The organism is Castellaniella sp. UC4447_H14, assembly GCF_052978285.1.
Genome location: NZ_CM129666.1, coordinates 550794 through 577738, shown reverse-complemented (window position 1 = coordinate 577738; position 26945 = coordinate 550794). Strand labels below are relative to the sequence as shown.

Below are 26945 nucleotides of genomic sequence, written 5' to 3'. Positions count from 1 at the left end.
GGCGACGGATTCGGAGCGCGGTCAGCGAGGAGGATCGCCGGGCGCTGTGGACTCTGAGGTCTGCGACATGTCGACGCCCGGAATGGGCGCCGTATCGAAATATTCTTCCCCCGGCACCGCCGCGCTCGCAGCGGGCGGTTCAGGCGGCACTGAGGGCGCGGCCGCCGCCTCGGGAGCATCTTCGGCGGCATCGTGCAAGTAGGCGCCGCTCGCGGCCTCGGGCACCGGGGATGAGGCCGACGCGGCGGAGGCCGATCCCATTGCAGCCCCGAATCGGGGATCTGCGCGCGTATCGGCGGCCGGCAACAGGCGAGGGATTTCAGGTGCGGCCACGTCGGCGGCCATGCAGGCGCGCCGCCAGTGCACCAATGCCTGATCGTGGCGCCCCATGGCGTCATCCAGATTGCCCAGCAATGCGTGGATGTGCATGTCGTCGCGTAAAGCCAGGCTCCGATTCAGGTAGTGCTCCCCCTGCCCCCACAACTGGCTTGCCAGACATAGCTGGCCGAGCGCGGCCAGCAGCCCGGGATGGTTCGGCGCTGACCTCAGCCAGAGCTCGGCATGCGCCAGGCGGTCCGTCGCCTGCGAGGCGTCACAGCGCGAATACACGCGCAACAGGCGTTCATCCAGCGACCGTCCCAACGCCGCCTCGAGAATGCGTGCCGACTCCTGAGGATGCCCCAGACGTTCCTGAGCCGCGGCGCCTGCCAGCGCAACGACCGGATCGACCCGCTCCCCTGCCGTCAGGTCGTTCCAGAGCGACTTCCAGCCGGCCTCGTCGACCTGGGACATGCGCTCGGCCACCGATTCGCAGATGAACTGATGAGCCTGCGTCGGATCGATGGCGCTGCGGCGCAGCAGCAGCCGGGTCAAGGCGTAGACCCGGGGCGCATGGCCGAGCTGGCGGTGCGCACGCAACAACAGGCGTGTCCCGTGCAGGAACCGGGAAGAAGCATCCTGCCAAGGCTCCAGAAGGGCCAGCGCTTCTTCGGCGCGCCCCTGGTCCAGGAACATCTCGGCCGTGACCGTGTCCACCGCCTGGTGCAGGCGGGAATCCTGCCCGGCGCCCTCCTGGGCCTTTCTGAGCACAGCGTCCCTGCGGGCGTATTCCCCCAGCAGGTGCAGGGCTCGAGCCGCGCTCAGCCCGGCAAGAACCTTGCGGTCCGCCGAGCGGGTGCGCGACAACAGTGTGGAAAGGTCCTTTTCCGCCTGGACGTAACGCCCCTCCAGCACATTGATCCAGCCGCTTTCGAGAAGTTCGGTGTCGCGGCGCTGGGCTCGGCGCCCGCGCCATGCCCGCAAGCGATCCGGACCGCTGCCCAGCCAGTACAAGCAGCGCAGCAGAAAGTGCAGCGCGACGAAAGCCACGAGCGTCAGGACGACGGCCAGGGACAAGGACAGTTCGATGCGCCACGGCTGCGCGACGATGAGTACATTGCCGCCATGGTCATGCAGTACCAACGCCAGGCCCACGGCCCCCGCCAGCAGTATCAGCATCCAGATCCAGCTCCGCATCGCTTACCCCTCAGATTTTGCCGAACGGTGCCGCCACGGGCGACTGCGAAGCTGGCGGGGCGTCATCGTCGGAATCAGCGCCGCCGTCCCCGGAACCTTGTTGCGAGTCTTCGGCTGCAGCGGCATCGCGGGCCGATGCGATCGCCTGCAAGGTGTTGTCCACGGACGGCAACTGGATTTCGATGGGAGCATCGTGCAGATTGCGGGCGAGCTTCAGGGCCTGACGGGACGATTCCGCATGCATGTCGTAACGCTGGTCGATGGCTTTCGCCACCTGCGCCAGTTCGGTTTGCCAGATCCGGGGCTGATGCATCATGAGGGCAAGCTGCGCCGTCACGGTGCGCTGCTTCAAGCCTTCTCGGAAACGCAACGCCTGATCGGGCGACATGAGCAGCGCCGCCGTATCATCGACACGACGGACGTCGAAAAGCCCCCGCAGATCAAATGTCAGCGCACTGGCCGTATTGCGCGTCCAGCCCCACGCGCGGGACAGCGCGTGACGCCAGCCGGGGGCCTCGGTATGGGCTGGAGCCTCAGGGGCTGGGTACGCTGCGCCGGCGGGTTCGGGGGCGGCCTGCGCCGCCGCATCGGGCACCAGCAGGGGCGCCGTCGCAACCAGATCCGACAATCGATCAAGCTGGGCCGTCAGGGCAGGAATATTGATGGTGGCCACGGCCCGCAATCGGTCCAGGTCCCCATTGAGCGTTTGTTGCAAGGCCGCGAGGCTGGGTCGATTGGCCCGGGCGAGCTGCGCCTGCGCGGCCTCGAGCGACACGATGGCGTTGGCGACGTTGCCGCCAAGGCCCAACTGCTGCTGCGCGATGGTCACCAGGCGGTCGATGTCGTTCAGAAGCATCAGATCCGAACCGCTGTCGGTCATCATCTGCAGCGCCTGATCGAGTTCCTGAATCTGGTTGTTCGCGCCATTAAGAGTATTGCGCAGGTCTTCTATCTGGCTCGCCTGCTGCTTGGCCAGGGCGAGTGCCTGCGCCGCCTGCGATTGCGTGTCCCGGGCGAGGCGCGCACTGTCGTCGTGCTGCCGCAGCAAGTCCGCATGCAGGTCGCGGTACTGCCGCTGCTGATAATAGAGTGCAGCGCCCAGGATCACGGCCAGCACCACCAGCATGACCATCGCCGTCCACATTCCCCGCCAGCGCCCCCGCGCAACCTGGCGCGTTCCCGACAGGGATTTCGATTCGGCAGACGAAGCGGACGTGCTGTGTTCGGTATCGGTCATGGCGACGGTCGGGTCCTTCTAGTGAAGCAGGCGGGAAGCAGCCAATATAGTCTGAAACAGCGCGGCATCATCCGGAGCACTAAGCGTGGTGTGCAACGCATCCGGCGGCCGGTCCGCGTACCAGCATTGTAAACGCCGCGCAATGCGCGCGTGCAGCGTCACCAGCTCGAGTCGGGCGGGCCACTCCAGTCGATAGTGCCGCAGACTGCCATCAATGGCATCCAGGGCTTCGAGGCTGGTCGCCAGCAGTACGATGCCGCCCGTCGGCATTGCGAGCATTTCGCAAACGGCCCCCGGCAGCAGCGCCGCCACGCGTTCGTAGAGCGCGTGGCAGGTAACGGCCCACCCGCGGGAGCGAAGCCGGTCAGCCAGCCAGTCGCGCCCCTGCCGGGCGCGCAGGATGTGAGCTTCGCCCGGCGCGAGAGCTCGCGCATCGATGATCGCGAGCAACGACTCGGAATCCGGAGCCTCGTCTTCAGCGGGTACAAGCACCCGGTCCGGAGGCACAAAGGCGCGCAAGGCCTGCGCCGTAGCGGCACCCACCGCCGCCGCCCAAGCGTCGGCCGGCCACTGCGCCCTGACCGTGGAGAAATAGGCCTCCACCGCTTGCCGACTGACAAACAGGTAGAGGTGACCGTCCGAAGGCTGCGGCCGCGCAGTGGCCAGGTGGCGAATCGCCAGTGCCGGCGCCAACGTAACGTCCAGCCCGGCGGCACGCAGGCGGGCGGCCAGTGCCTCGTTGCGGCCGGCAGGCCGCGTAAGGAGAACAGTCGTCCGCGCGTTCAAATGCGGCCCTTCAGATATCCGATGGCTGGTTCAACCGCGCCAGGATGGCTCCGGCGCCCTGGGCAAGGAGGGCCTGGGCCACCGATTCGCCGAGCGCCTCGGCTGCGTCGGGGCTGCCATGGGCCTCGGCTCGCAGCACCCGCGAACCATCCGTCTCGGCCACCAGCGCCCGAAGGAAAAGGTCTTGTTCCCGCAAAACGGCATAGGCGGCCAGCGGCACCTGACAGGATCCCCCCAGCCGGCGGGAAACCGCCCGCTCCGCCTGGGTGCAAGCCGTGGTTGACGGGCTGGCCAGCGGCTGCAACCACGCCGCCAGGTCGTTGCGCGCCGCCATGATCTCGATGCCCAGCGCGCCCTGGCCCGCCGCCGGCAGGCTGAGTTCAGGCGGCAACGCCGCGCGGACGCGATCCGCCAACCCCAGACGCTGCAACCCGGCCGCCGCCAGCACGATGGCCGCGTAGTCCCCACGGTCCAGCTTGGCCAGACGGGTATCCAGGTTGCCACGCAGCGGCTTGACCACCAACTGCGGGAAGCGGGTCCGCAATTGCGCCTCGCGCCGCAGGCTGGAAGTCCCCACCACCGCGCCCGCGGGGAGGTCCTCCAGGCGGTCCGCCACGTTGGACACCAGCGCGTCGTGCGGATCAGCCCGCTCCAGGATGGCCGTCAGCGCGAAAGGCAGCGTCAGTTCAACCGGTACATCCTTTAGCGAATGCACCGCAAGATCCGCCCGTCCGTCCAGCAACGCCGTTTCAAGCTCCTTCACGAAAAGCCCCTTCCCCCCGACCTTCGATAAAGTCCGGTCCAGGATCTGATCGCCGCGCGTCGTCATTTCGAGAAGTTCGACACGGCACTGGGGATAGAGCGCCCGCAGCCGGGACTGCACATGCCGGGCCTGCCACAGTGCCAGCCGACTCGCACGTGTGGCGATCACGAGTTTCTCGGGAAGCTGGGGGGCGGTCATGCGGTTACCAGAGAAAGGATCAGGCGCAAAAGCAGGCCGATGGAGGCCAGAATGAGCAACCCCTGGAGCAAAGTGGGACGTTTCATGATGAAGTTCGCCGGGCGGAAAACGGGGCCGCCTGAGAAAACAAAAAAGGCCTGATCGCGGTCCGGCTCAGGCAAAATGATCAGACGGCACACCAGGCGGGCCACCGACCATGGTGCCGCCGTGCTACTGGCGGCACCACGAATCATTACAGCACGGATTTCAGCAGCTTGCCCATTTCCGAAGGATTGCGCGTCGTCCGAATGCCGCAGGCTTCCATGATCGCCAGCTTGGCTTCGGCTGTGTCGGCGCCACCCGAAATGAGCGCGCCGGCATGGCCCATGCGCTTGCCGGCCGGTGCCGTCACGCCGGCGATGAATCCGACCACTGGCTTCTTCATGTGATCTTTGGCCCACTGCGCGGCATTGACCTCGTCAGGACCGCCGATTTCGCCGATCATGATGACGGCATCGGTGTCCGGATCATCATTGAACATCTTCAGCACATCGATATGCTTCAGGCCATTGATGGGATCGCCGCCGGTGCCCACCGCGCTGGACTGGCCCAGCCCCAGTTCCGTGACTTGAGCCACGGCTTCGTAGGTCAGGGTGCCCGAGCGGCTGACGATGCCGATGCGTCCCTTGCGATGGATGTGGCCCGGCATGATGCCGATCTTGATTTCGTCAGGGGTGATGAGACCGGGGCAGTTCGGTCCGAGCAGCAGCGTTTTGCGGTTCTGGTCGCGCATGCGGTTGCGGACCTCCAGCATGTCACGCACCGGAATACCTTCCGTGATGCAGACGACCAGATCCAGATCGGCCTCGACCGCCTCCCAGATGGCGGCAGCTGCGCCGGCGGGCGGCACGTAGATGACCGATACCGTCGCGCCCGTGGCCTGTTTGGCGTCCTTCACCGAACCATAGATGGGAATGCCTTCAAAATCCTGGCCGGCCTTCTTGGGATGCACACCGGCGACAAAGGCGGCGCGCCCGTTGGCGTACTCGCGGCAGGCGCGGGTATGGTATTGACCGGTCTTGCCCGTGATCCCCTGGGTGATGACCTTGGTGTCCTTGTTGATCAGAATCGACATGTTATGTAGTCCTTGACGCTTATTTTGCGGCGGCGACCGCCGCGGTCGCGGCTTCTGCCATTGTGTCGGCACTGATGATGGGCAGACCGGAGCCCGCCAACATCTTCTTGCCCTGTTGTTCGTTGGTACCTTTCATGCGCACCACAAGCGGCACGCTGAGGTTGACCGCCTTGCAGGCCGCAATCACGCCTTCGGCGATCACGTCACAACGCATGATGCCGCCGAAGATGTTCACCAGGATGGCTTTCACGCTTTTGTTCTTCAGCATGATCTTGAAGGCTTCGGTCACCTTCTCGGCGGTGGCGCCACCGCCCACGTCCAGGAAGTTCGCGGGCGATCCGCCATACAGCTTGATGGTGTCCATGGTGGCCATGGCCAGGCCGGCGCCATTCACCAGACACGCAATGTTGCCATCGAGCTGGATATAGGCCAAACCAAACTCGCTCGCCTGAACCTCCGCGGGATCTTCTTCGTCCAGATCACGATATGCCATGATTTCCGGATGCCGGAACAATGCGTTCGCGTCGAAGTTGAATTTGGCATCCAGCGCCTTGATGCCGCCGCTGCCTTCCAAAATCAGGGGGTTGATCTCGGCCAGCGACGCATCCGTTTCCCAGTAGGCCTTGTAGAGCTTCTGGAATTCGGCGGCTGCACGTGCCACCGACGCCTCCGGCACGCCGATACCGCGCGCCAAGCCGGCGGCATCGGCTTCGGTGAGACCGGTTGCCGGATCGACAAAGACCTTGAGGATTTTTTCGGGTGACTTCTCGGCGACGACTTCAATTTCCATGCCGCCTTCGCTGGAGGCCATCACGCAGACCTTCTGAGAGGCACGGTCGGTAACGATCCCCACGTAGTATTCTTTCTTGATGTCGGCGCCTTCCTCGATCAGCAGGCGCTTGACTTTCTGACCTTCGGGCCCCGTCTGGTGCGTCACAAGCTGCATGCCCAGGATCTCCGAGGCCAGTGTACGGACTTCGTCGATAGAACGCGCCAGCTTCACCCCGCCGCCCTTGCCCCGGCCACCCGCATGAATCTGGGCCTTGACCACCCAGACAGGACCACCCAAAGTTCGGGCGGCCTCGACGGCTTCATCAACCGAAAACGCCGGGATGCCGTGCGGGACCGTCACGCCAAACTTCTTCAGCAATTCCTTGCCTTGATATTCGTGAATTTTCATGAGTTTCCTGTCAGTGAAGTAAATAGGAATCGACCGATGCGTCGCTTGGACACATCGGTGCAGCCGGGGTCAAGAGCCAGGCCGGCACGATGGACAGTGGCATTCGGGGTCGAAAGGCAAATTGCGATCAATCTTTCGATTATAGCGTGCGCTACAAGGCGGCCGCAGAGGGGGTCAACGCAAAACTCGGGGGCCCGAAACGCCGACGGGCCCGCCAATCGGACCCGTCGATACCGGCAGCGGTGCCGGCCTACATGGCCTGGCGCAGGCTCCAAGCCGCGTGCACCATCGCTTTCAGCGCCTCGCGCGTCTCCGGCCAGCCACGCGTCTTCAGGCCGCAGTCCGGATTGACCCACAGGCGGTCGGCCGGCACCCGCCGAGCGGCGCGATGCATCAGATCCACCATCCACGTCTCCCGGGGGACGTTGGGAGAATGGATGTCGTAGACGCCTGGCCCGATGTCGTTCGGATAGTCGAACTTCTCGAATGCGCCCAGCAGCTCCATTTTGGAACGAGAGGTCTCGATGGTAATCACGTCCGCATCCAGGGCAGCGATAGCTTCAATGATGTCGTTGAACTCCGAGTAGCACATGTGAGTGTGGATCTGTGTGTCGTCCTCAACGCCACTGGTCGACAGGCGAAAACTGTCCACCGCCCAGCTCAGATAGTCAGCCCATCGGCTGCGGCGTAGCGGCAACCCTTCCCGGAACGCGGGTTCATCGATCTGGATCACCTTGATGCCCGAGGCTTCCAAGTCCAGCACTTCGTCGCGCAAGGCCAGCGCAATTTGCCGGCAGGTCCGGTCGCGGGATTGATCGTCGCGCACGAACGACCACTGCAGGATGGTCACGGGCCCGGTCAGCATGCCCTTGACTGGTCGATCAGTCAGTGACTGCGCATACGCGGACCAGGCGACCGTCATGGGCGCGAGGCGGGCTACGTCCCCGTAAATCAACGGAGGCTTGACGCAGCGCGAACCGTAGCTCTGGACCCAGCCAAAGCCGGTGAACGCGAAGCCTGCCAGCAGCTCACCGAAATATTCGACCATGTCATTGCGCTCGGGCTCGCCGTGCACCAGCACATCCAGGCCGATTTCCTCCTGGAAACGGACGACCCGCTCGATTTCCGCCCGGATCGCCTTTTCGTAGGCTGCATCGCTGAGTGACCCGTTGCGCCAGTCTCGCCGCAAGCTGCGGATCTCCGGCGTCTGCGGGAAGGAACCGATGGTAGTCGTCGGATAGGCCGGCAGGTTCAGGCGCCTGTGCTGGCCTTCGATCCGACGGGCAAACGGCGTCCGGTCCCGGGCGATCCCCGCAGCCGAGGCCAGGCGGTCCGCTACGTCGCGGCGGTGGATTCGGCCAGACGCCGCCCGGTCGCGGACCGCCAGGCGCGCGGCCGCGAGCGTCTGCTCATCGGACGCCGACACGGTGCCGTCCACCAGACTGCGCAACAGACGCAGTTCGCCCAGCTTCTGCACAGCAAAAGACAGCCAGCTTCGCAGCTCGGCATCCAACGCCGTTTCCAGGTCCAGGTCGATCGGCGCGTGCAGCAGTGAGCACGAAGGCGCCAGCCACAGCCGGTCCTTCAGCGCGACAGCGGCCTCTTTGATCTGTACGTGGACGCGGTCCAGGTCGGTGCGCCACACATTGCGCCCGTCAATGACACCCAGCGACAGTATCTGGTCGGCCCCCAATCCGGCCAGTACCGCCGGCAACTGGCCGGGGGCGCGGACGAGGTCTACATGCAGGCCCTGAACCGGAAGCGAACGAATCACATCCAGATTGAGATCCAGGCCTTCGAAATAGGTGGTGAGCAGCAATTTCACACCTTGCGCGGCCAAGCGGCCATAGACGCCCGCGAGCGCTGCCCGCCAGGCCTGCGGCAACTCCAGCGCCAGAATGGGCTCATCGACCTGCACCCAGTCCACGCCCTGAGCCGCCAAACGGGTCAGCACCTCTTCATAGACCGGCAACAGATTGTCAAGCAGCGCCAGCTTCGCCGGATCGCCCGCGCCTTCGCCATAGGCGTCGCCCTTGCCCAGCCATAGCCAGGTCAAGGGCCCGGGAATCACCGGACGAGCCTTGAAGCCCAGGGCCTGCGCCTCCGCCACCTGCTCGAACAGATAGGGCCGCGCAATCCGGTATGTCTGCTGCGGATGCAGTTCGGGGACGATGTAGTGGTAATTCGTATCGAACCACTTCGTCATCTCGCAGGCGGCCGCTGGCGTGCCACTGGGCGCGCGCCCCCGGGCCATGCGAAACATGGTGTCCAGGCTGACAGAGGCCGCTTCGGCCTGGCCAAAGCGTGCAGGGACGGCTCCCAGCAGCGTGCTCCACTCCAGGATGTGGTCATACCACGCAAAGTCGCCGACAGGCACCCACTGCAACCCGGCCTGTGCCTGAATGTTCCAGTGGCGGGCCCGCAGTTCCCGCCCGGTGTTCCGCAGCGCGTCGCCATCGATTTTCCCCGCCCAATAGGACTCCAGCGCCCGCTTGAGTTCACGGGCAGCACCGATCCTCGGAAAACCCAGATTATGAATTATCGTCACGATACTATCCTGCTTACATTAAGATATCTCAATGAAAAGCATTGTGCCGCGAGTCTTCCCAAACAAAAAATCAAATGCCACACCCATTACTTGAGATATTTTCATGATAGAGACGCGCCACCTCGAAACCCTGCTGGCGATCCAGGAAGGCGGCAGCCTTCAGGAGGCCGCCGAGCGGCTGCATGTGACACAGTCCGCCCTCTCGCACCAGTTGCGGGACCTGGAGGTCCGACTGCGCACGCCGCTGCTCAACCGGCGCACCCGTCCGGCCCGACTGACCACGGCAGGCCTGCGATTGGTGGCGTTGGCGCAGGACGTGCTGCCGCGTATCCGCGCCACTGAATTGGAATTGCGCCGTCTGGCAGCGGGCCGAACAGGCCGGTTGCACGTCGCCATCGACTGCCATTCCTGCTTTCAGTGGCTGATGCCCACGTTGGACGCGTTTCGCAAGGACTGGCCGGAGGTCACACTGGACCTGACGGCGGCCTTCTCGTTCGCGCCGCTGCCCGCGCTGGCGCGCGGCGACCTGGACGTAGTGATTACATCCGACCCGGAGCCATTGGCTGGACTGAATTACCAGGCACTGTTCGCCTACGAGCTGGTGCTGGCAGTTCATGGCGCGAGCCCTCTGGCCCAGGCAACCCGGGTACAGCCATCGGACCTGGTCGATCAGACGCTGATCACCTATCCGGTGGAGAGGAGCCGGCTGGACGTCTTTACGGTGTTTCTGGATCCTGCCGGTGTCGAACCTGCGGGACTGCGCACGGCAGAGCTCACACCCATGATCGTGCAACTCGTCGCCAGCGGGCGGGGCGTGGCTGCGCTGCCGAGCTGGGCGCTGGCGGAATATCGACAACTTCCCGGGCTGAAAGTACTGCGCTTGGGCAACGGGATCTGGCGCACGCTCCACACCGCCGTGCGCACGGAAGACGCGGGCACATCCTATGTACAGGCCTTTCTGGAGCAGGCACGGCGGACCTGCTTCGAGACCCTGCCGGGCATCCGCGCCGCCGATCACAGCGCATTGGCTCAATGAGCAAAGTCGCAGAGGTGTCCAGGCGCAGGCGGGCGCATCAGACCCAGCGAGCCCGCCGGCAATGCCGTCAGCCGTCCGTCCTGCCTCCAAGAATCCGACGGATGCACTCGGCCGAGAAACCGCGCCCCGCCAGGAACCGATACTGGCGCGCATAGTCGCGGGCATCGACCGGCGTTTCACCGAAGCGCCGCTGCCATACGGCGCGGGCCCTTTCAGGCTCGGAATCCCGCAACTGCTGCTGCAAATCCGTCAGCTCGGCATCGGCCACGCCCTGTTGCCGCAGCGACTGCAGGATGCGCTGGGCCCCCTGGGTCGGTGCCTTGCGGTGGACATAGGCCCGTGCATACCGGCCGTCGGATTGCCAATGCTGGCGCTGGAGCTCGTCAAGCACAGCATCGACTTCAGCGGCATCGTCCGTGTAGGCCAGGAGTTTGCGCCGCAGTTCCTGACGGGAATGCTCTCGCCGCGACAGATAGGCCACGGCCCGCGCCTTCAGGCTGGGGCCGTCGCGGTGGCCCAGGGCCAATTCAGGCGTCCTGTTCCGGACCGGAAGCCGCGGCGACTGGAGCCATGACGGCATCCGCGCGGGGTACGATGCCCAGCTTTTCGCGAACGCGGTTCTCGATCTCGAAGGCCATGGCCGCGTGTTCCTTCAGGTAGTCCCGGACGTTGTCCTTGCCCTGCCCGATGCGGTTGCCTTCGTAGCTGTACCAGGCGCCGGACTTTTCAACGATGCCGGCCTGCACACCCAGATCGATGATCTCGCCCTCGCGGGAGATCCCCGTGCCATACATGATGTCGAATTCGACCTGCTTGAACGGCGGCGCGACCTTGTTCTTCACGACCTTGACGCGCGTTTCGTTGCCCACGACCTCGTCGCCTTTTTTGATCGAGCCAATACGGCGGATATCCAGGCGAACCGATGCATAGAACTTCAGCGCGTTGCCGCCCGTAGTGGTCTCCGGGTTGCCGAACATCACGCCGATCTTCATGCGGATCTGGTTGATGAAGATCACCATGCAGTTCGCGCGCTTGATCGTGGCGGTGAGCTTGCGCAGCGCCTGGCTCATGAGGCGGGCTTGCAGACCGGGCAGCGAGTCGCCCATGTCGCCTTCGATTTCGGCCTTTGGAACCAGGGCCGCGACCGAATCGATCACGATCAGGTCCACGGATCCCGATCGCACCAGGGCATCGGTGATTTCCAGCGCCTGCTCGCCTGTGTCGGGCTGGGAAATCAGGAGATCCTCAAGGTTCACCCCCAGGCGCGCCGCATATTGCACGTCCAGCGCATGCTCCGCATCCACGAAGGCGCAGGTGCCGCCGATCTTTTGCATTTCCGCAATGACCTGCAGGGTCAATGTGGTCTTGCCGGAAGATTCCGGCCCATAGATTTCCACCACGCGTCCGCGCGGCAATCCGCCCACACCCAACGCCACGTCAAGGCCCAGCGAACCCGTGGAGACGACCTGGATGTCGTGCTCCACCTGGTTGTCGCCGTAGCGCATGATGGAGCCCTTGCCGAATTGCTTCTCGATTTGCGATAACGCCGCAGCCAGCGCTTTGGCGCGTTCGGTGTTGGCCTTGCCGGTGCGTTCGTCCATACGGAATTCCTTTTGAGAGTGAGGCTGCCGGTAAGCACCGCCGCGCGGGAACCAGACAGCACAGGTCGGGGAAATTATGGCATTAAATTATACTGTATGAAAATACAGTCGAGACAATTCGAGCCGGGCTGCGACTCCGCCCCCAAAAACAGCAAGCGTACAGTCCCACATCGTTAACCCTAAATGACCCATCGGGACGTCCGTGTCAGAATGAAAGCGTCCGGGGTGGACCCCAGACCACTTCCCTCATCCCTGAATGCCACACCCATCATGCGCATCCTGATTGCCGAGGACGACAGTATTCTCGCGGATGGGCTCTCCCGGTCGTTGCGCCACGAGGGCTATGCGGTCGACGTCGTCAACGACGGGTCCAGCGCCGATTCCGCTTTGCAACTGCAGACGTTCGATCTGCTGATCCTGGATCTGGGATTGCCCCGCGTCAATGGCCTCTCAGTGCTGCGCAAGCTGCGCCAGCGCGGCACACCGCTGCCCGTCCTCATCCTGACGGCCGCTGATTCCGTCGACCAACGCGTCGAGGGCCTGGACCTGGGGGCGGATGACTACATGTCCAAGCCTTTCGCGCTCAGCGAACTGGAAGCCCGCGTGCGAGCTCTGGTCCGCCGCCACGGCGGGGCGCGCGCTTCCGTCCTTCGCCACGCGCGGCTGGCGTTCGATCTCAATGGGCGGATCGCCACCATCGACGATGCGCCGCTGGAACTTTCCGCCCGCGAAACCAGCCTGCTCGAGATCTTCCTGTCGCGCAGCGGCCGGATGATCAGCAAGCACCAGCTCGTGGATCTGCTCTGCGAGTGGGGCGAGGAAGTCACCACCAACGCCATCGAGGTCTACATCCATCGGCTGCGCAAAAAGATCGAGCCGGCCGACGTCCACATTCTCACGGTGCGCGGCCTGGGATACTGCCTGGAAGCGGAGCGCCGCCCTCAGCCAGCCGACGCCATCGCGTCCGCCTGACCACCTTGCGGACGCCTCCCCAATCCGACCACAGCCGCCGGACCAGCCACCGGACGTTGCTGGGACGCATTCTGCTCTGGATGATCGTGCCGCTATTCATCCTGTGGACCGTCGGCATCGTCATTACCTATTTCATCTCGCTGAACCTCGCCAACTCGCCCTATGACCGCACGCTGGCCAGCCACCTCCGGCTGCTGCGCCACGAAGTCGAACAGCAAAAGATCTCCCAGGGCGTCATGCTGTCCGGTCCAGCGCGAACGGTACTGGCCGGCAGCTCGGACGAAATGCCCACGCGGTGGCAGATCCTGGATGCCAACGGTCACATGGTCGCGGGCGATCCGCGCGTCCCGACGCCGGGGAACTGGGGGTACGACATCGATGTCGTTCACTTCCGCAATGCCGACCTGAACCACCAATCCGTCCGGATGGCCTACGTCTGGGGCGGGCGTGATCGCGACGGCACGGGATTTCTGACGGTCGTCGCCGAACCCGGCGAGGCCCGCGCCACTCTGCAGCAGGAGATCCTCACCGGGATGCTCACGCCGCAGCTCATCATTCTGCCGCTGGCCGCCATGCTGGCGGGCCTGGGCCTGACCCAGGGGCTGGAACCGCTGAGCCTGCTGCAAGAACTGATGCGCCGCCGCAAGCCCAGCGACCTGTCTCCCCTTCGCGACGACCTGGCCCCGGCCGAAATCGTCCCTCTGATCGATGCCATGAACAGCGTGTTGCTGCGTCTGTCCGCGTCCATAGACTCGCAGCGGCGTTTCGTCGCCAACGCGGCGCATCAGCTCAAAACGCCCCTGGCCGGCATCCGCACGCAATGCGAGCTGGCCCTGCGCGAGCAGGATCCCGAGGAACTGAAGGCGAGCCTGCATCAATTGATCACCGGCTCACAGCGGGCCACCCGCCTGGTCAATCAACTGCTGTTGCTGGCGCGCGCGGAGTCCATCGATCCGAATCAGGCGCGGACGACGGAATCGCTGGACCTTGCGGCGCTGGCTGAGGACTGCACGGGCCAATGGGTCCAGACCGCGCTGGAACGCCATCTGGACCTGGGTTTCGAGGGAAGCGGCGAGCCGCTGCCCGTTTTCGGCAACCGTACCATGATCTGCGAACTGCTCAACAACCTGATCGACAACGCGCTGCTGTATACGCCTTCTGGAGGACAGGTCACCGTTCGGGCGTTGGCCGTCGACGACGATGTCTGCCTGGAGGTCCAGGACACCGGGCCGGGCATTCCGCCCGAGGAACGCTCGAAGGTCTTTGACCGTTTCTACCGCATCCTGGGCCAGCAGGCGGAAGGCAGCGGTCTGGGCCTCGCCATCGTCCACGAGGTCGCCGAACACCACCACGCCACCGTGGCCTTCCTGCCGCCCGGCAACCACCGTGACCCTGCCAGCGCCGGCACCCGTCTGCGCGTATCGTTTCCCCGTGACAGGACCCGCCCATGAATCGAGCCCGCCTCACGCCCCGGGATCCCGCGGCCGACCTCAACCGACCCATGACCCACGAGGAACGCCGCGTGGTCCTGGCCTCGTCGATGGGGACCGTTTTCGAATGGTACGACTTCTATGTGTACGGGTCGCTGGCCGCCGTCATTGCACGCCACTTCTTTTCGGGTCTGAACCCGACCGCCGGATTCATCTTCGCCTTGCTGACCTTTGCCGCGGGCTTCGCAGTACGGCCCTTCGGAGCCCTGGTCTTCGGCCGCCTGGGCGACCTGGTGGGGCGCAAGTACGCCTTCGTGGTCACCATCCTGATCATGGGGCTGTCCACCTTCCTGGTCGGCGTGCTGCCATCCTTTTCGTCGATCGGCACGGCCGCACCCATGATCCTGCTCGGACTGCGCCTGTTGCAGGGACTGGCACTGGGAGGCGAATACGGCGGAGCGGCCGTTTACGTTGCCGAACATGCCCCCAATCATCGGCGAGGCTTCTTCACGAGCTGGATCCAGACGACGGCCACGACCGGCATGTTCCTGTCGCTGGTCGTGGTGCTGGGCACGCGTGTCACGCTGGGCAGCGAGGCCTTCGAATCCTGGGGCTGGCGCGTGCCGTTCCTGATTTCTGTGCTGCTTCTGGTGATTTCGGTCTGGATCCGGCTGCGGCTGCACGAGTCACCCGCCTTCACCCGCATGAAATCCGAGGGTCTGCTGTCCCGCGCGCCCATCAAGGAAGCCTTCGGCCGCTGGCGCAACCTGCGCCTCATCCTCATCGCGCTCATCGGCCTGACAGCCGGCCAGGCGGTCGTGTGGTACACGGGACAGTTCTACGCGCTCTACTTCCTGACCGAGACTCTGGGCGTGGATGCCAACATCGCCAATATCCTGGTCGCGCTGGCCTTGATGCTCGCCTGCCCGTTCTTCCTGGTTTTTGGTGCACTGTCCGATCGCATCGGACGCAAGCCCATCATCATGGCGGGCTGCCTCATCGCCATCCTGACATATTTCCCGACCTTCAAAGGCCTCACGCACTTCGCCAACCCGGCGCTGGAGCGGGCCCATGCGAGGGCTCCCGTCTACGTAGTGGCGGACCCATCGAACTGCTCGCTGCAGTTCAACCCGGTCGGCATCACCGCCTTCACCAGTTCGTGTGACCTGCTGAAGTCCTTCATGGCGGACCACTCGGTGCACTACGTCAATCGGCCCGCACCGGCCGGCACCACCGCTTATGCGCTGATCGGGAATCAACGGGTCGACGCCTTCGAGGGCAGCCGCCTCTCCCGCGCCGAGTTCGCTCGGCGAGACCGGACGCTGCAGGCGCAGCTTCAGGATGCCGTGCGCGTCCACGGATACCCCGATCACGCCGACCCGACCCAGATCAACTACGTCATGGTGCTGGCGCTGCTGTTCTTCCTGGTGCTTCAGGTCACCATGGTCTACGGGCCGATTGCCGCCCTGCTGGTGGAAATGTTTCCCACACGCATCCGCTACACGTCCATGAGCGTGCCCTACCACATCGGCAACGGCTGGTTTGGCGGGTTCCTGCCCCCGGTCGCCTTTGCGACGGTGGCGACGACCGGCAACATCTATGACGGCCTCTGGTACCCGATCATTGTGTGCGCCATGACCCTGGTGGTGGGATTGCTTTTCGTCAAGGAGACACCGCATCAGGACCTGAACGCGATCTGATCGTGCCGCGAACACGCAGCATTCGGCCACGATCGCGTTCAGAATACCGTCAGCGGTTCGCCCCTAGAATGCAAATGCACGCCGGAAAGGCTGCCGGGTTCCTCTTCCCCTTGATGGCCCTGCCGCCACACTCCGCGTGCCGACATGGATGCATCCCCCGCGAGCCTTAACACTATGCATCCCTGATCGTCCTCCCGGCCCGGTCTGTCCGGGCCGTTTTTTTGAGCGCCCATCGGGTTCGCGTACAATCAAGGCCTTTTTTCCGCACCCGACTGCCGACCCATCATGTGGTTCAAGAACCTCAAGCTCTACCGCCTTGCCCCCAATACCCGTCTGACCGCCGCCGCGCTGGAATCCTCTCTGGAGTCCATGGCCTTTCGATCTGGCGGAAGCCAGGACAGCCAGGTATCGGGCTGGGTGTCGCCGCGCGACGACGGTGCGCTGGTCTACGAGATGAATGGCCAGATGCTGCTGCGGCTGCGCACGGAAAAAAAACTGTTGCCGACCACTGTGATCAACCAGGCCAGTCGCGCACGTGCGGTCGAAGTCGAGGAAAAGCAGGGCTACAAGCCGGGCCGCAAGCAAATGAAAGAGATCAAGGAGCAAATGACGATGGAGCTGCTGCCGCGGGCCTTCGTCATTGCCCACGATACGTGGCTCTGGATCGACACCGTGAACCGCTGGGCCGCCATCGACGCGGCCTCGACGGCACGCAGTGACGAGGTCCTGGGGCTGTTGGCCAAAACCCTGACTCCGTTTCCCATCGTGCCGCTGCATGTGGAGATGTCGCCTGCGGCGGCCATGACGCTGTGGCTATCCCAGGACGAGCCTCCGACCGGATTCACCGTCGATCAGGACACGGAGCTGCGCTCCACCGGTGAATCACGGGCCACCGTGCGCTACGTGCGCCAATCAATGGAACTCGATGAAGTTCGCCGGCACGTCCAAGCCGGCAAGCAGTGCACGCGCCTTGCCCTGACCTGGAACGACCGAGTGTCGTTCGTGCTCACCGAGGCGCTGGACGTCAAGCGGATCGCTCCGTTGGATGTGTTGAAGGACAACCAGGACGCGCAGGCAGCCAATGAAGCTGAACAGTTCGATGCCGACACGGCGCTCATGACGGGCGAGCTGGCCCGTCTGCTGGCCGACCTGGTGGACGCGCTGGGCGGCGAGCACGCCGCCTCCTGAGCATCCGGGCCGTCGGCGGCAGCCGCCAGTACGCAGCCGACCCGAATGCTCGTCCGAACTCAGTCTATCCCGTGAAAGACGCTGTCGTCCGGTCCGATATGCGACGGGGGCAGCCAAGTCACATCGCGCAACGAGTGCTGGACCAGGTTTTCAACACCCAGCAGAACGGCAAAGATGGCCATGCGCACCGGAATGCCGTTGTCGGTCTGGCGGAAGATCGCCAGCCGGGGGTCATGATTCAGGTCCGTGCTCAGGTCGTGCGCGCCTTCCCGGCTGTCGCGCGGCAGTGGATGCATGATGACCACGTCGGGTCCGCAGCAGGCATCCACGATGGCCTTGTTGACTTGAAACTCCTCTGAATAGCCCTCCATCTGCTCGCCGCTGAAACGTTCCTTCTGGACGCGGGTGGCATAGATGACATCGGCCCCCTTCAGCCCCTGCGCCAGATCGTGCGTCTGCTGGATGACATGATCATTGCGCGCGACGTGTTCCAGCACGTATTCGGGCATCTCCAGCCCTGGCGGCGATACCAGTGTGAACTTCATGCCGCGGTACAGCGCCAGCAATTTGATGAGCGAATGCACGGTACGACCGTATTTCAAGTCGCCTGCCAGGACGATATGCGCCCCATCGAGCAGTTTTCCCAGCCGCGAGAACTCGGTCAAAATGGTATAGAGATCCAGAAGCGCCTGGCTGGGGTGTTCCCCCGCGCCATCGCCGCCGTTGACGACCGGGATATTGGTCGCCGCCGCGAATTCCGCCACGGATCCTTTTTCCGGATGGCGAATCACCATGGCGTCCACGTAGCCGCTCATCACCCGGCTGGTGTCGTAGATGGACTCCCCCTTCACCATGGATGAAAAGGTGAACCCCGTCGTATCGCAGACGGAGCCGCCCAAGCGACAGAACGCCGCGCCGAAGCTCACCCGCGTACGCGTGCTGGCCTCGAAAAACAGATTGCCCAGCACAGCCCCTTCCAGGACCCGCGAAACCTTGTGCCGGCGAGCGATGGGCTGCATCAGATCCGCAACGCGGAAAAGATCCTCCACCGACTCGCGGCTGAACTGGTCGACCGACAGGAGCTGATGCTTGTTGTTGATCGCGATCCGCTCGCGCAGGGGCCCCGAACGTGCGCTTTGCGCATATTTTTGCAACAGGTCGCCATTGTCGACAATTTCGGTCACGAATCGTGTGACCACTTCGGGCATGGAACGGGCCTCCTGGGAACCTTCTGGCAACAGCCAGGTATCCAGGGCACGGCGCTTGACCCCGATCCGGGCCGCGAACACGTCACGAGTGAGGTTCAGGCGGCGCATGGCGTCGCGCAAAAAGACTTGCTGGGCTACGGCCATCATGGCTCCTATGTGCGCAATGCGCATATTTTGAGGACAGCCACGGCGAAAGGCAAGAAAAATTCATGCCTTGTGGGTTTTTAGCCCATTTGGATCATTTTCCCGAAGCCGCTGGGGTCGCATCGCCGCTGCGGGCGGCTTTCGGTACGCGATGGCCGGGCGCGAGGGCTGAAGCAAGGATTTGCCCGGGCAACAGGTCGTGGACGGAAGTCGGCGTGGTCACCAGAGAAAATGCGACGGACGGATCGCTCTTTTCCAGGAAGGCCTGAGCCTCGGCCGCAGTGGACGGTACGCTTTCAGGCCGCTGGTGCAAGGCGGAGGCGAGGAACCAGTGAATGGCTTCCGGGCTCTGCCAGGGCGATGCAGCCTTTTGCATGGCCGCCACGCCCACGCGGTACTGGGCCCCTGGATCGCCCTGCTTGGCGGCTGCCTGCAGCCACTGGGCGGCCTGGACCGGATCGGCCGTCAAGGCTCCCTCCAGACCCTGCGTATACAGCATCCCCAGGCAATACTGGGCTCGAGCCGAGCCGCCCTCAGCCTGTGTGCGATAAGTCTCCAGGCTGCTCGCCGCCTTCAGGTCACAGCTTTTGCTCTCGTTCTGATCCGCATTGTTGGCAGCCGTCAGCAAGAGCGTGACGGCCTGCATCGGATTCGCCTTTTCCACCCCGAAGCCCGTGGCGTACATGAGGCCCAACGTGGCACGCGCACGTTCACTCGCGTTCTTGGCCGCCTGTTCAAAGAGCTTCAAGGCCCGAGACATGTCCCTGTCGACCCCGTTTCCCTTCAGATACATGAGTCCCAGATTGAAATCGGCATTGGGATCTTTGGCGGCAGCCGCCTTCTCGTAAAACGCGACAGCCGTCGCCGGGTCCTTTTCCACGCCGGCGCCCAGGGCATACATGGCCCCCAGGTTCCCCAGTGCGCGCACATCGCGCCCCGAGGATGCGGCCAACCGGAACCAGTAGACCGCTTGAGCACCATCCTTCTTGACCCCCTCGCCCAGCGCATACATGCCGCCCACGCTGTTCTGTGCGGGGACGAACCCGTTTTGGGCGGCCGACAGATACCATTTGAAGGCCTGAGCATGGTCGCGCGGCACCCCCTGCCCCAGGTCGTACATCACGCCCAGATTGAACTTCGCCCGCGGAAAGCCGCGTTGCGCGGACGCATCATAAAGTTTCGCCGCGAGCGCGAAATCGATCCCCACGCCACGACCCTTGTCGTGCATGTAGCCCAAACCGTTTTCGCCAACGGAGTTGCCGGCGTCCGCGGCCTTTCGGAACCAGCTCGCAGCGTCTTCGACGCTGACATCCGCGCCGACACCATCCTGCAGCATCGCCCCCAGCATGGCCTGGGCATTGGAGGAGCCTTGCTTGGCAAGCCCTTGATATTGGGCGAACGCATCCTTGAAGTCGGACTGCAGGAAAGCGTCCACCGCTGCAGCCCGGACGGTGCCGGGCAGACACTGCAGCGCGACACACAACACGGTGCCGAGAACGCCGGATTCCAGTGCAATACGACTGCTACGCATACATTTGCTCCTCTACCACCCGATCGATCGGGAGGGACGCCACAATTCGTCCCCGCACCGACTCGGCACGGGTGATAGTGATAGCAGGCTTTACGCGTTGTGACTATCGGTACAAACAGCAACCCCCGTCCGGATCATGCCGGCGGCCGCGCTCTGGTGGCTGGCATCATCGATCAGAATGAACGCGCCTGTAGCGTGCTGGCTGTCATAGTCGTCCAGCGCGAGCGGATCCCGGGTCCGGATAAGCACCCTTCCGATGTCGTTGAGCCCCAGCGTCCCGCGCCAGGGCACGCTGCGCAGCTCGTGGATGTCGCGCCGAGCGGAAACCTCGACCACGCGCGCCTGGGTCACCCGGGACCCCTGCTTGAGCCAGTACCAGCGCGACGGATCCAGCGCCTGCCGGTCCAGCCAGCATAGATCCGCCTGAAACTGGCGCGACAGCTCGGGCTGCGAATCGGCATCCACGAGCAGGTCGCCGCGCGACACGTCCACGTCCCGATCCAGTACCACCGTGATGCTGTCGCCTGGGCGGGCCACCTCCAGCCGTTCGTCCCCACGCCACAGTTCGCGAATGTGTACCGCTTCGCCACCCGGGAGCACCTGGACCGCGTCCCCGACACGCCATGCGCCGCCCCGGAGCTGTCCCGCATAACCCCGGAAGGCCTGCGCGGTGCTGCCGTCGTGACGAATCACCCACTGCACGAAAAAGCGCGCGGCATCCGTTCCGGACCGGCCGTCCACCGGCAGTGACTCCAGCAGCGGCAACAGCGGCAACCCGTCATGCCAGGGCATGTGGCCGCTGGCGTGCACCACGTTGTCGCCGGTCAGCGCCGAAAGCGGCAGGCAGTGCAGCGCCGGGATCGCCAGGTGCCGCGCCAGGTCCTGGCAGGACGCCCGGATCCGTTCGAAGACCGCGCGATCCCAGCCGACCCGATCCATTTTGTTGACCGCCACCACGATGTGGCGCAGGCCCAGCAGCCGCGCCAACGTGGCGTGTCGCTTGGTTTGAGGGAGCAGCTCGCCATTCGCCGCCTGCACGGCATCGACCAGAATGAGAGCCACGTCGGCGGTCGAAGCGCCCGTTACCATATTGCGGGTGTATTGTTCGTGGCCGGGAGCATCGGCAATGATGAATTTGCGCGCCGGCGTCGCGAAATAGCGATACGCGACATCGATGGTGATGCCCTGTTCGCGTTCCGCTTCCAGGCCGTCAGTCAGCAGCGCCAGATCCACCGCGTGCGCGGGCGCGCGCGAGTAGCGCGAGCCTGAAATGGCCTTGAGCTGATCCACGAACACGCCCTTGCTGTCCAGCAGCAGGCGCCCGATCAGCGTGGATTTGCCATCGTCGACCGATCCGGCCGTCACCAGCCGCAGCACGCTGGTGTCCTGGCCCAGGGGCCAGCGTTCATTGACTGCATTCATCAGAAATACCCCCGCTTCTTGCGGCGTTCCATGGAAGCCTCCGAGACCCGGTCATCCATGCGGGTGGCGCCACGCTCAGTCAGCGTCGCGACGGCTGTTTCGGCAATGATGTCGGCTGGCGTAGCCGCTGTGGAGGCCACCGGACAGGTGCAGGACACATCCCCCACCGTGCGGAAACGGACGTCCAGTCGTTCGATCGTCTCGCCTTCACGCGCCGGCGTCAGCTCCGTCACGGGCGCCAGCAGGCCATTGCGGCGCACCACGTCGCGGGCGTGGCTGTAATACAGCGAAGGCAGCGACAGCCGTTCACGCTCTATGTATTGCCACACATCCAGTTCGGTCCAGTTCGAGATCGGGAACACGCGGATGTTCTCGCCCGGATGCACTTTCGTGTTGTACAGGTTCCAAAGCTCCGGGCGCTGGTTCTTGGGATCCCACTGGCCGAATTCGTCGCGGAAAGAGCAGATGCGCTCCTTGGCACGGGCCTTTTCCTCGTCCCGGCGCGCCCCGCCGATGCAGGAATCGAACCGGAATTCGGCGATTGCTTCCAGCAATGTCGTGGCCTGGGCGGCGTTCCGCGAATCGTTCGCGTGATGCAGAACGACGGTGCCGCGGGCAATGGAATCCTCCACCGTGCGGACGATCAGGGTCTCGCCCAACTCCGCCACCCGGCGATCGCGGAATGCGATCACTTCCGGGAAGTTGTGGCCGGTATCCACGTGCAGCAGCGGAAACGGGAACTTCCCGGGCCGGAAGGCCTTTTCAGCCAGCCGCAGCAGCACGCAGGAATCCTTGCCCCCCGAAAACAGCAGCACCGGACGCTCGCACTCGGCGGCGACTTCCCGCAGGATGTGGACCGCTTCGGATTCCAGCCAGTCCAGATGGGTTTGTTCAAGCAAAGTGGCAGTTTCCATGATTTCAGACAGGAGAATGAGGGGGATTTCGCGGGACGACGGTGGGTGCACGACCAGACCCGGCAGGCGCGACGTGCAGGCCGCACTCGCGGCTCTGGCGTTGTTCCCACCACCAGCGACCGGCGCGCAGGTCTTCGCCGGGGCGAACCGCCCGGGTACAGGGCTCGCAGCCGATGGAGGGGTAACCCCTATCGTGCAGCGGGTTGTAGGGCACACCCAGGGTACGCACCACGATCCAGACATCCTCCGTGGACCAGTCAGCAAGCGGATTGAACTTCTGCAATCCGAAGGATTCGTCCCACTGAGCTTCGGGCAAATCCGCACGGGTCATCGACTGCTCCCGACGCTGGCCGGTGATCCAGGCCGAATGCCCAGCCAATGCCCGGCGCAGCGGCTCGACCTTGCGAATCGCGCAGCATTCCTGGCGCAGCGCCACACTTTCATAAAAAGCGTACTCGCCGTGATCCGCCACATAGGCCCGGACAGAGACCGGGTCCGGATGCATCACCCGCACCTCCAGGCCGTATCGGTTCCGGACGGTATCGACCATGGCCAATGTTTCCGCATGCAGCTTGCCAGTGTCCAGCATGAAAACACCCAGTCGGTGCGGCAATTGCATCAACGCATGAATCAGCAGGCTGTCCTCCACGCCCATGGACGAAGCGAGCAACGCATCCGGATGAGCGCCGGCGATGCCGGCCAGCGTCGCCAGCAACGTCTCCCAGCGTGCAGCCACCCTGTCATCCAATCGGCCGTTCACCACTTCCACCCTCCGTCAGTACCGTTCACATCCCTGGCGCGCCTGCTGCCGTCTATTGGAGGCAGTCGCATCCCGCCTTCGTTCACGCAGCCACGGCATCGGGCTGACGCGCCGTCACGCAATCGGAAATACCGCCAGCAGCCAGGGTCTCGCCAAACCAGGACAACTTCCGTCCCAAGGCTGCGACCTCGCCCACGATCAACAGGGCGGGCGAGCGGACCGCGTGGCGGCCGGCGGCTGCCGCGATGCTGTCCAGCGATGCGTGAACCGCGCGCTGCCGTGGCCGCGAACCGTTCTCGACCAGCGCGCAAGGCGTGCCCGGATCCACCCCTTGGGCCATCAGTCGCGCGCTCAGCCCGCCCAAGCCTGCCACTCCCATGTAATACACCCGCGTCCGCGGGTCCCCGACATGGCCGTGATCTGCCTCGCCGGCGCGGCGATGGGCGGTCTCCAGGGTCAGGGCGCTGGCATGAGCCCGGTGCGTCAGCGGAATGCCCGCATAAGCGGCGCACGCCAAGGCCGCCGTGATGCCGGGGACCACTTCATAATCGATAGCGCGCGCACGAAGATATTCCAGTTCCTCGCCTCCTCGACCGAACACCAGGGGATCTCCCCCCTTCAGCCGAACCACGCAACGTCCCTTGCGGGCGTGACTCTCCATCAGGGCATGAATACGCTGTTGTGTCTTCTCGTGATCTTCGCCGGGCATTTTGCCTACCGCCACGCGCAATGCATCGCGCCGCGCCAGCGCAAGCACAGCCGGGCTGACCAGCCGGTCGTGCAGGATCACATCGGCCTCATTCAGTGCCCGCAAACCCCGCAACGTCAGCAGCCCCGGATCCCCGGGTCCGGCACCGACCAGCAGCACCCGGCCACGCACGAGCGCCGACGCTTCGGCCAGCGCCGCATCCAGGAGCTCCTCCGCCCGGTCGAGCCGGCCGCCGCGCAGTGCCGCCGAGACGGGCCCATCCAGCAACCAATCGTAGAAGCGGCGCCGGTCAGACACACCGGGCCGCGCCGCACGGATGGCGCCGCGCCGGCGCTGCGCCAGTCGACCCAACAGGCCGATGGCGGGATCAACCATCGCTTCGATCCGTTCCCTAAGGCGTCGCGCGACGACGGGCGCAGCGCCCCCTGAGGAAACCGCAATCGTGACGGGAGAGCGATCCACGATGGCCGGCACCTGGGCGCTGGACAGGGAAGCATCATCGACCACATTGCACCAGAGATGCCGAGCGTCGGCCGCGCGCGCAATCCTGGCGTTCAAGAGGGCATCATCCGTCGCCGCCACCACCATCCAGACGTTGGCAAGCTGCTCGGTTTCAAACTCGACTGAAAGCAGGTCGATTTCCGCCATCCGCGCACGAGCTTCGACCTGGGGACACGCCCGGGGAGCCACGACGACGATATGCGCGCCGGCCGACTTCAGCAGTTCGATCTTGCGATCGGCCACCAGGCCGGCACCGACCACCAGGACGACCTTGTCGCGAAGGTCCAGAAACAGCGGAAAGAGATTCATGGACCCATTCTAGGAACCCGTCCGCCGGTACAGAACGATCGTCTTGTTATGCCGTTATGCCGCCATAAGCACATGACAGAAACCCGCATGAACAAAGGATCTTCAGGCTTCATCCCGCTGACTGGAGGGATCGGCGAAAACTTATTTCCTTATGACGAATCATTCCTTCATCCGTCCGTTTCGACTCGATACCATCGTGGTTCACCAGTACCCCCCACTGGGCCTTTCATTGCCGATACGGAGTTCCACATGACACCAGCCAGTGAAGCAGCCATGAACGTGCTGCCCATCCCTGCGGAGAAAGCACAAACAGTCGCCCGGTTGATCCAGGGGCTGGACGGTCATGCGCTCGAATGGTTGTCCGGCTATCTGGCTGGGGCGGCTGCCCAATTGCGGCTGAGACAGGTCCCCGACGAGGCCGCTGCCGTGCCCAACGCCTCGGTCCCCACCGTCGAGGCACTGGCGTCGCTCACCATTCTTTATGGCAGCCAGACCGGAAATGCCAAGCGCACCGCTGAACAACTGGCCGCCGACGTCGAGGCGCAGGGTCTGCCCGTGCGGTTGATACGAGCCGACGCCTTTCGTACGAGTGAACTCAAAAAGCTCCAATTCCTGTACATCGTCATCAGCACACACAGCGTGGGCGATGCGGCAGAGCCGCCCGATGACGCACGCGGATTCTTCGACTTCCTGACCGGCCGTCGCGCGCCGCTGCTACCCGACCTGAACTACGCCGTCCTGGCGCTGGGCGATTCGTCCTATGCGGATTTTTGCGGCATCGGCCGGCGCATCGACGAGCGCCTGGCCGAGCTTGGCGCCAGGCGTCTGTTCGGGCGCGCCGACGCCGACGTGGACATCCCGTCCGTCGCCGGCCCGTGGGTGAAGCAGGCGCTGCAATACGCGCAGGAACGGCTGGCCAGGCCGGAGCGAAGCCGCCCTTCGCCAACGGCGGCCGGCGGCGTCGTGACCTTCCTGCGGCCCGTGCATACCGCTTGGACACGTGAACACCCCTTCTCCGCCGAAGTCCTCGCCAACCAGCGGATCGTGGGCAACGACAGCGAGAAAGATGTCCGCCACGTTGAACTCTCGCTGAAAGGCAGCGGCCTGCGCTACCAGCCAGGCGACGCGCTGGGCGTGTGGCCCACCCAGGCGCCGGAACTGGTCCAGCGCATCCTCGATGTATTGGCCCTGGATGGCACGACGGAAGTCACGCAGGGCGACGATCGCCTGCCGCTTTCCCAGTGGCTGGCACAACGGCGGGAACTGACGGTTCTGACGCGCTCGTTCATCGCCGCCCATGCCGAACGTGGCGGCCACGCCGACCTCCAGGTACTGCTGCAGCCGCAGTCCGCAGCCGAGTTCGTGCAACGGCTCAAACAGTGGCAACTGATCGACCTTCTGCGGAGATACCCCACGACGTGGGACGCCGAATGCCTGGTGGCGGCATTGCGGCCGCTGGCCCCACGCCTGTACTCCATTGCCAGCAGCCAGGAGCAAGCGGACGAGGAAGTGCACATCACCGTCGCGCACCTGGGATTCGCACGGGATGGAGAAGCGCGATGGGGCAGCGGCAGCCACTATCTATGCGACTTGGCCGAAGGTTCGCGGGCACCGGTCTTCGTCGAACCCAACGAGCGGTTCCGGCTGCCAAAGGATGCGGACAGCGACGTCATCATGATCGGTCCGGGCACTGGTGTGGCCCCATTCAGGGCCTTCCTGCAGCAGCGGCAGACGGCGGGTGCATCAGGCCGCAACTGGCTATTCTTCGGCAATCCCCACCGCCACAGCGACTTCCTCTACCAGATCGAGTGGCTGCAGGCGCTCAAGGACGGGACGCTCACCCGGCTGGATGTCGCGTTTTCGCGCGACCATGCGCAGAAGGTCTACGTCCAGCACCGGTTGCGGGAACATGGCGACCAGGTCTGGAGCTGGCTCAACGGAGGGGCTCATATCTATGTCTGCGGCGACGCCGAACACATGGCGCCAGACGTGCATCAGGCACTTGTCGAAATCGCAGCCGAACACGGCCACCAGTCGCGCGCCAGCGCCTCGGCGTGGCTCCAGAACTTGCTGAATGAAGGCCGCTACGCGCGCGACGTGTACTGACGACCGATTCATCCGTTTCTCATGTCGCGGCAAGCGACTGACGCGAATCCACGCCCACCGAACTTGCAGGATC

The 26945-nt window shown here is 64.4% G+C and carries 22 protein-coding genes; 6 read left to right on the top strand and 16 right to left on the bottom strand.

Annotation, left to right across the window (positions count from 1 at the left end):
- Positions 1-21: 21 nt before the first annotated feature.
- The 8 genes from ACVCMJ_RS02880 to metE all read right to left on the bottom strand — a co-directional run bounded on the left by ACVCMJ_RS02880 (position 22) and on the right by metE (position 9341).
- A complete protein-coding gene (locus tag ACVCMJ_RS02880) occupies positions 22-1515 on the bottom strand; it encodes a heme biosynthesis HemY N-terminal domain-containing protein (protein WP_447079955.1) in 1494 nt (497 codons plus the stop codon).
- 10 nt (positions 1516-1525) lie between these two features.
- A complete protein-coding gene (locus ACVCMJ_RS02875; protein WP_447079954.1) occupies positions 1526-2752 on the bottom strand; it encodes a uroporphyrinogen-III C-methyltransferase in 1227 nt (408 codons plus the stop codon).
- A gap of 18 nt (positions 2753-2770) precedes the next feature.
- A complete protein-coding gene (locus ACVCMJ_RS02870; RefSeq protein ID WP_447079953.1) occupies positions 2771-3538 on the bottom strand; it encodes a uroporphyrinogen-III synthase in 768 nt (255 codons plus the stop codon).
- 10 nt (positions 3539-3548) lie between these two features.
- Positions 3549-4499, bottom strand: a complete 951-nt coding sequence (gene hemC, locus ACVCMJ_RS02865) for a hydroxymethylbilane synthase (RefSeq protein ID WP_447079952.1) — start codon at positions 4497-4499, stop codon at positions 3549-3551.
- Complete coding sequence (locus ACVCMJ_RS02860; RefSeq protein WP_447079951.1) at positions 4496-4732, bottom strand: hypothetical protein; 237 nt, start codon at positions 4730-4732, stop codon at positions 4496-4498. The genes hemC and ACVCMJ_RS02860 overlap by 4 nt, the downstream gene beginning before the upstream one ends.
- Entirely contained in the window at positions 4732-5613 is an 882-nt protein-coding gene (gene sucD, locus ACVCMJ_RS02855) for a succinate--CoA ligase subunit alpha (RefSeq protein WP_447079950.1), read from the bottom strand. Before sucD ends, ACVCMJ_RS02860 begins: the two co-directional genes overlap by 1 nt.
- Before the next feature lie 19 nt (positions 5614-5632).
- Positions 5633-6793, bottom strand: a complete 1161-nt coding sequence (sucC, locus tag ACVCMJ_RS02850; RefSeq protein ID WP_447079949.1) for an ADP-forming succinate--CoA ligase subunit beta — start codon at positions 6791-6793, stop codon at positions 5633-5635.
- A gap of 250 nt (positions 6794-7043) precedes the next feature.
- Positions 7044-9341 carry a 5-methyltetrahydropteroyltriglutamate--homocysteine S-methyltransferase gene (metE, locus tag ACVCMJ_RS02845; RefSeq protein ID WP_447079948.1) on the bottom strand — a complete coding sequence of 766 codons (2298 nt, stop codon included), beginning with the start codon at positions 9339-9341 and terminating at the stop codon, positions 7044-7046.
- 103 nt (positions 9342-9444) lie between these two features.
- On the opposite strand from metE, the gene ACVCMJ_RS02840 reads away from it, so the two are divergent.
- The gene (locus tag ACVCMJ_RS02840) at positions 9445-10377 is read left to right on the top strand and encodes a LysR substrate-binding domain-containing protein (protein ID WP_447079947.1); all 933 of its coding nucleotides are present in this window, start codon (positions 9445-9447) and stop codon (positions 10375-10377) included.
- A 67-nt stretch (positions 10378-10444) separates the two neighbouring features.
- Here ACVCMJ_RS02840 and recX read toward each other — a convergent pair whose 3' ends face one another.
- Both recX and recA read right to left on the bottom strand, forming a co-directional pair.
- Positions 10445-10903 (bottom strand): recombination regulator RecX, encoded by a 459-nt coding sequence (gene recX / locus ACVCMJ_RS02835; RefSeq protein ID WP_447079946.1) that lies wholly within the window; start codon positions 10901-10903, stop codon positions 10445-10447.
- Position 10904: 1 nt separating this feature from the next.
- Positions 10905-11978 carry a recombinase RecA gene (recA, locus tag ACVCMJ_RS02830; protein ID WP_447079945.1) on the bottom strand — a complete coding sequence of 358 codons (1074 nt, stop codon included), beginning with the start codon at positions 11976-11978 and terminating at the stop codon, positions 10905-10907.
- Positions 11979-12248: 270 nt separating this feature from the next.
- On the opposite strand from recA, the gene ACVCMJ_RS02825 reads away from it, so the two are divergent.
- The 4 genes from ACVCMJ_RS02825 (at position 12249) to ACVCMJ_RS02810 (ending at position 17268) form a co-directional block, all read left to right on the top strand.
- The gene (locus ACVCMJ_RS02825; RefSeq protein WP_447082647.1) at positions 12249-12950 is read left to right on the top strand and encodes a response regulator; all 702 of its coding nucleotides are present in this window, start codon (positions 12249-12251) and stop codon (positions 12948-12950) included.
- Positions 12951-12955: 5 nt separating this feature from the next.
- Positions 12956-14401, top strand: a complete 1446-nt coding sequence (locus ACVCMJ_RS02820; RefSeq protein ID WP_447079944.1) for a sensor histidine kinase — start codon at positions 12956-12958, stop codon at positions 14399-14401.
- Positions 14398-16080, top strand: coding sequence for an MFS transporter (locus ACVCMJ_RS02815; RefSeq protein ID WP_447079943.1), 1683 nt, complete (start codon positions 14398-14400; stop codon positions 16078-16080). Before ACVCMJ_RS02820 ends, ACVCMJ_RS02815 begins: the two co-directional genes overlap by 4 nt.
- A gap of 285 nt (positions 16081-16365) precedes the next feature.
- Positions 16366-17268 carry a recombination-associated protein RdgC gene (locus tag ACVCMJ_RS02810; protein WP_447079942.1) on the top strand — a complete coding sequence of 301 codons (903 nt, stop codon included), beginning with the start codon at positions 16366-16368 and terminating at the stop codon, positions 17266-17268.
- A 59-nt stretch (positions 17269-17327) separates the two neighbouring features.
- Here the strand turns inward: ACVCMJ_RS02810 and ACVCMJ_RS02805 are convergent, their stop codons facing one another.
- The 6 genes from ACVCMJ_RS02805 to cysG all read right to left on the bottom strand — a co-directional run bounded on the left by ACVCMJ_RS02805 (position 17328) and on the right by cysG (position 24766).
- Positions 17328-18620, bottom strand: coding sequence for an aspartate carbamoyltransferase (locus ACVCMJ_RS02805; protein ID WP_447082646.1), 1293 nt, complete (start codon positions 18618-18620; stop codon positions 17328-17330).
- 94 nt (positions 18621-18714) lie between these two features.
- Entirely contained in the window at positions 18715-20151 is a 1437-nt protein-coding gene (locus ACVCMJ_RS02800) for a tetratricopeptide repeat protein (RefSeq protein ID WP_447079941.1), read from the bottom strand.
- Between the two features lie 90 nt (positions 20152-20241).
- A complete protein-coding gene (locus ACVCMJ_RS02795) occupies positions 20242-21573 on the bottom strand; it encodes a sulfate adenylyltransferase subunit 1 (RefSeq protein WP_447079940.1) in 1332 nt (443 codons plus the stop codon).
- The gene (gene cysD, locus ACVCMJ_RS02790; RefSeq protein ID WP_447079939.1) at positions 21573-22487 is read right to left on the bottom strand and encodes a sulfate adenylyltransferase subunit CysD; all 915 of its coding nucleotides are present in this window, start codon (positions 22485-22487) and stop codon (positions 21573-21575) included. The genes ACVCMJ_RS02795 and cysD overlap by 1 nt, the downstream gene beginning before the upstream one ends.
- A gap of 4 nt (positions 22488-22491) precedes the next feature.
- Positions 22492-23223 (bottom strand): phosphoadenylyl-sulfate reductase, encoded by a 732-nt coding sequence (locus ACVCMJ_RS02785; RefSeq protein ID WP_447079938.1) that lies wholly within the window; start codon positions 23221-23223, stop codon positions 22492-22494.
- 106 nt (positions 23224-23329) lie between these two features.
- Positions 23330-24766, bottom strand: a complete 1437-nt coding sequence (gene cysG / locus ACVCMJ_RS02780; RefSeq protein WP_447079937.1) for a siroheme synthase CysG — start codon at positions 24764-24766, stop codon at positions 23330-23332.
- Between the two features lie 249 nt (positions 24767-25015).
- On the opposite strand from cysG, the gene ACVCMJ_RS02775 reads away from it, so the two are divergent.
- A complete protein-coding gene (locus tag ACVCMJ_RS02775) occupies positions 25016-26872 on the top strand; it encodes an assimilatory sulfite reductase (NADPH) flavoprotein subunit (protein WP_447079936.1) in 1857 nt (618 codons plus the stop codon).
- The last annotated feature ends 73 nt before the right edge of the window (positions 26873-26945 follow it).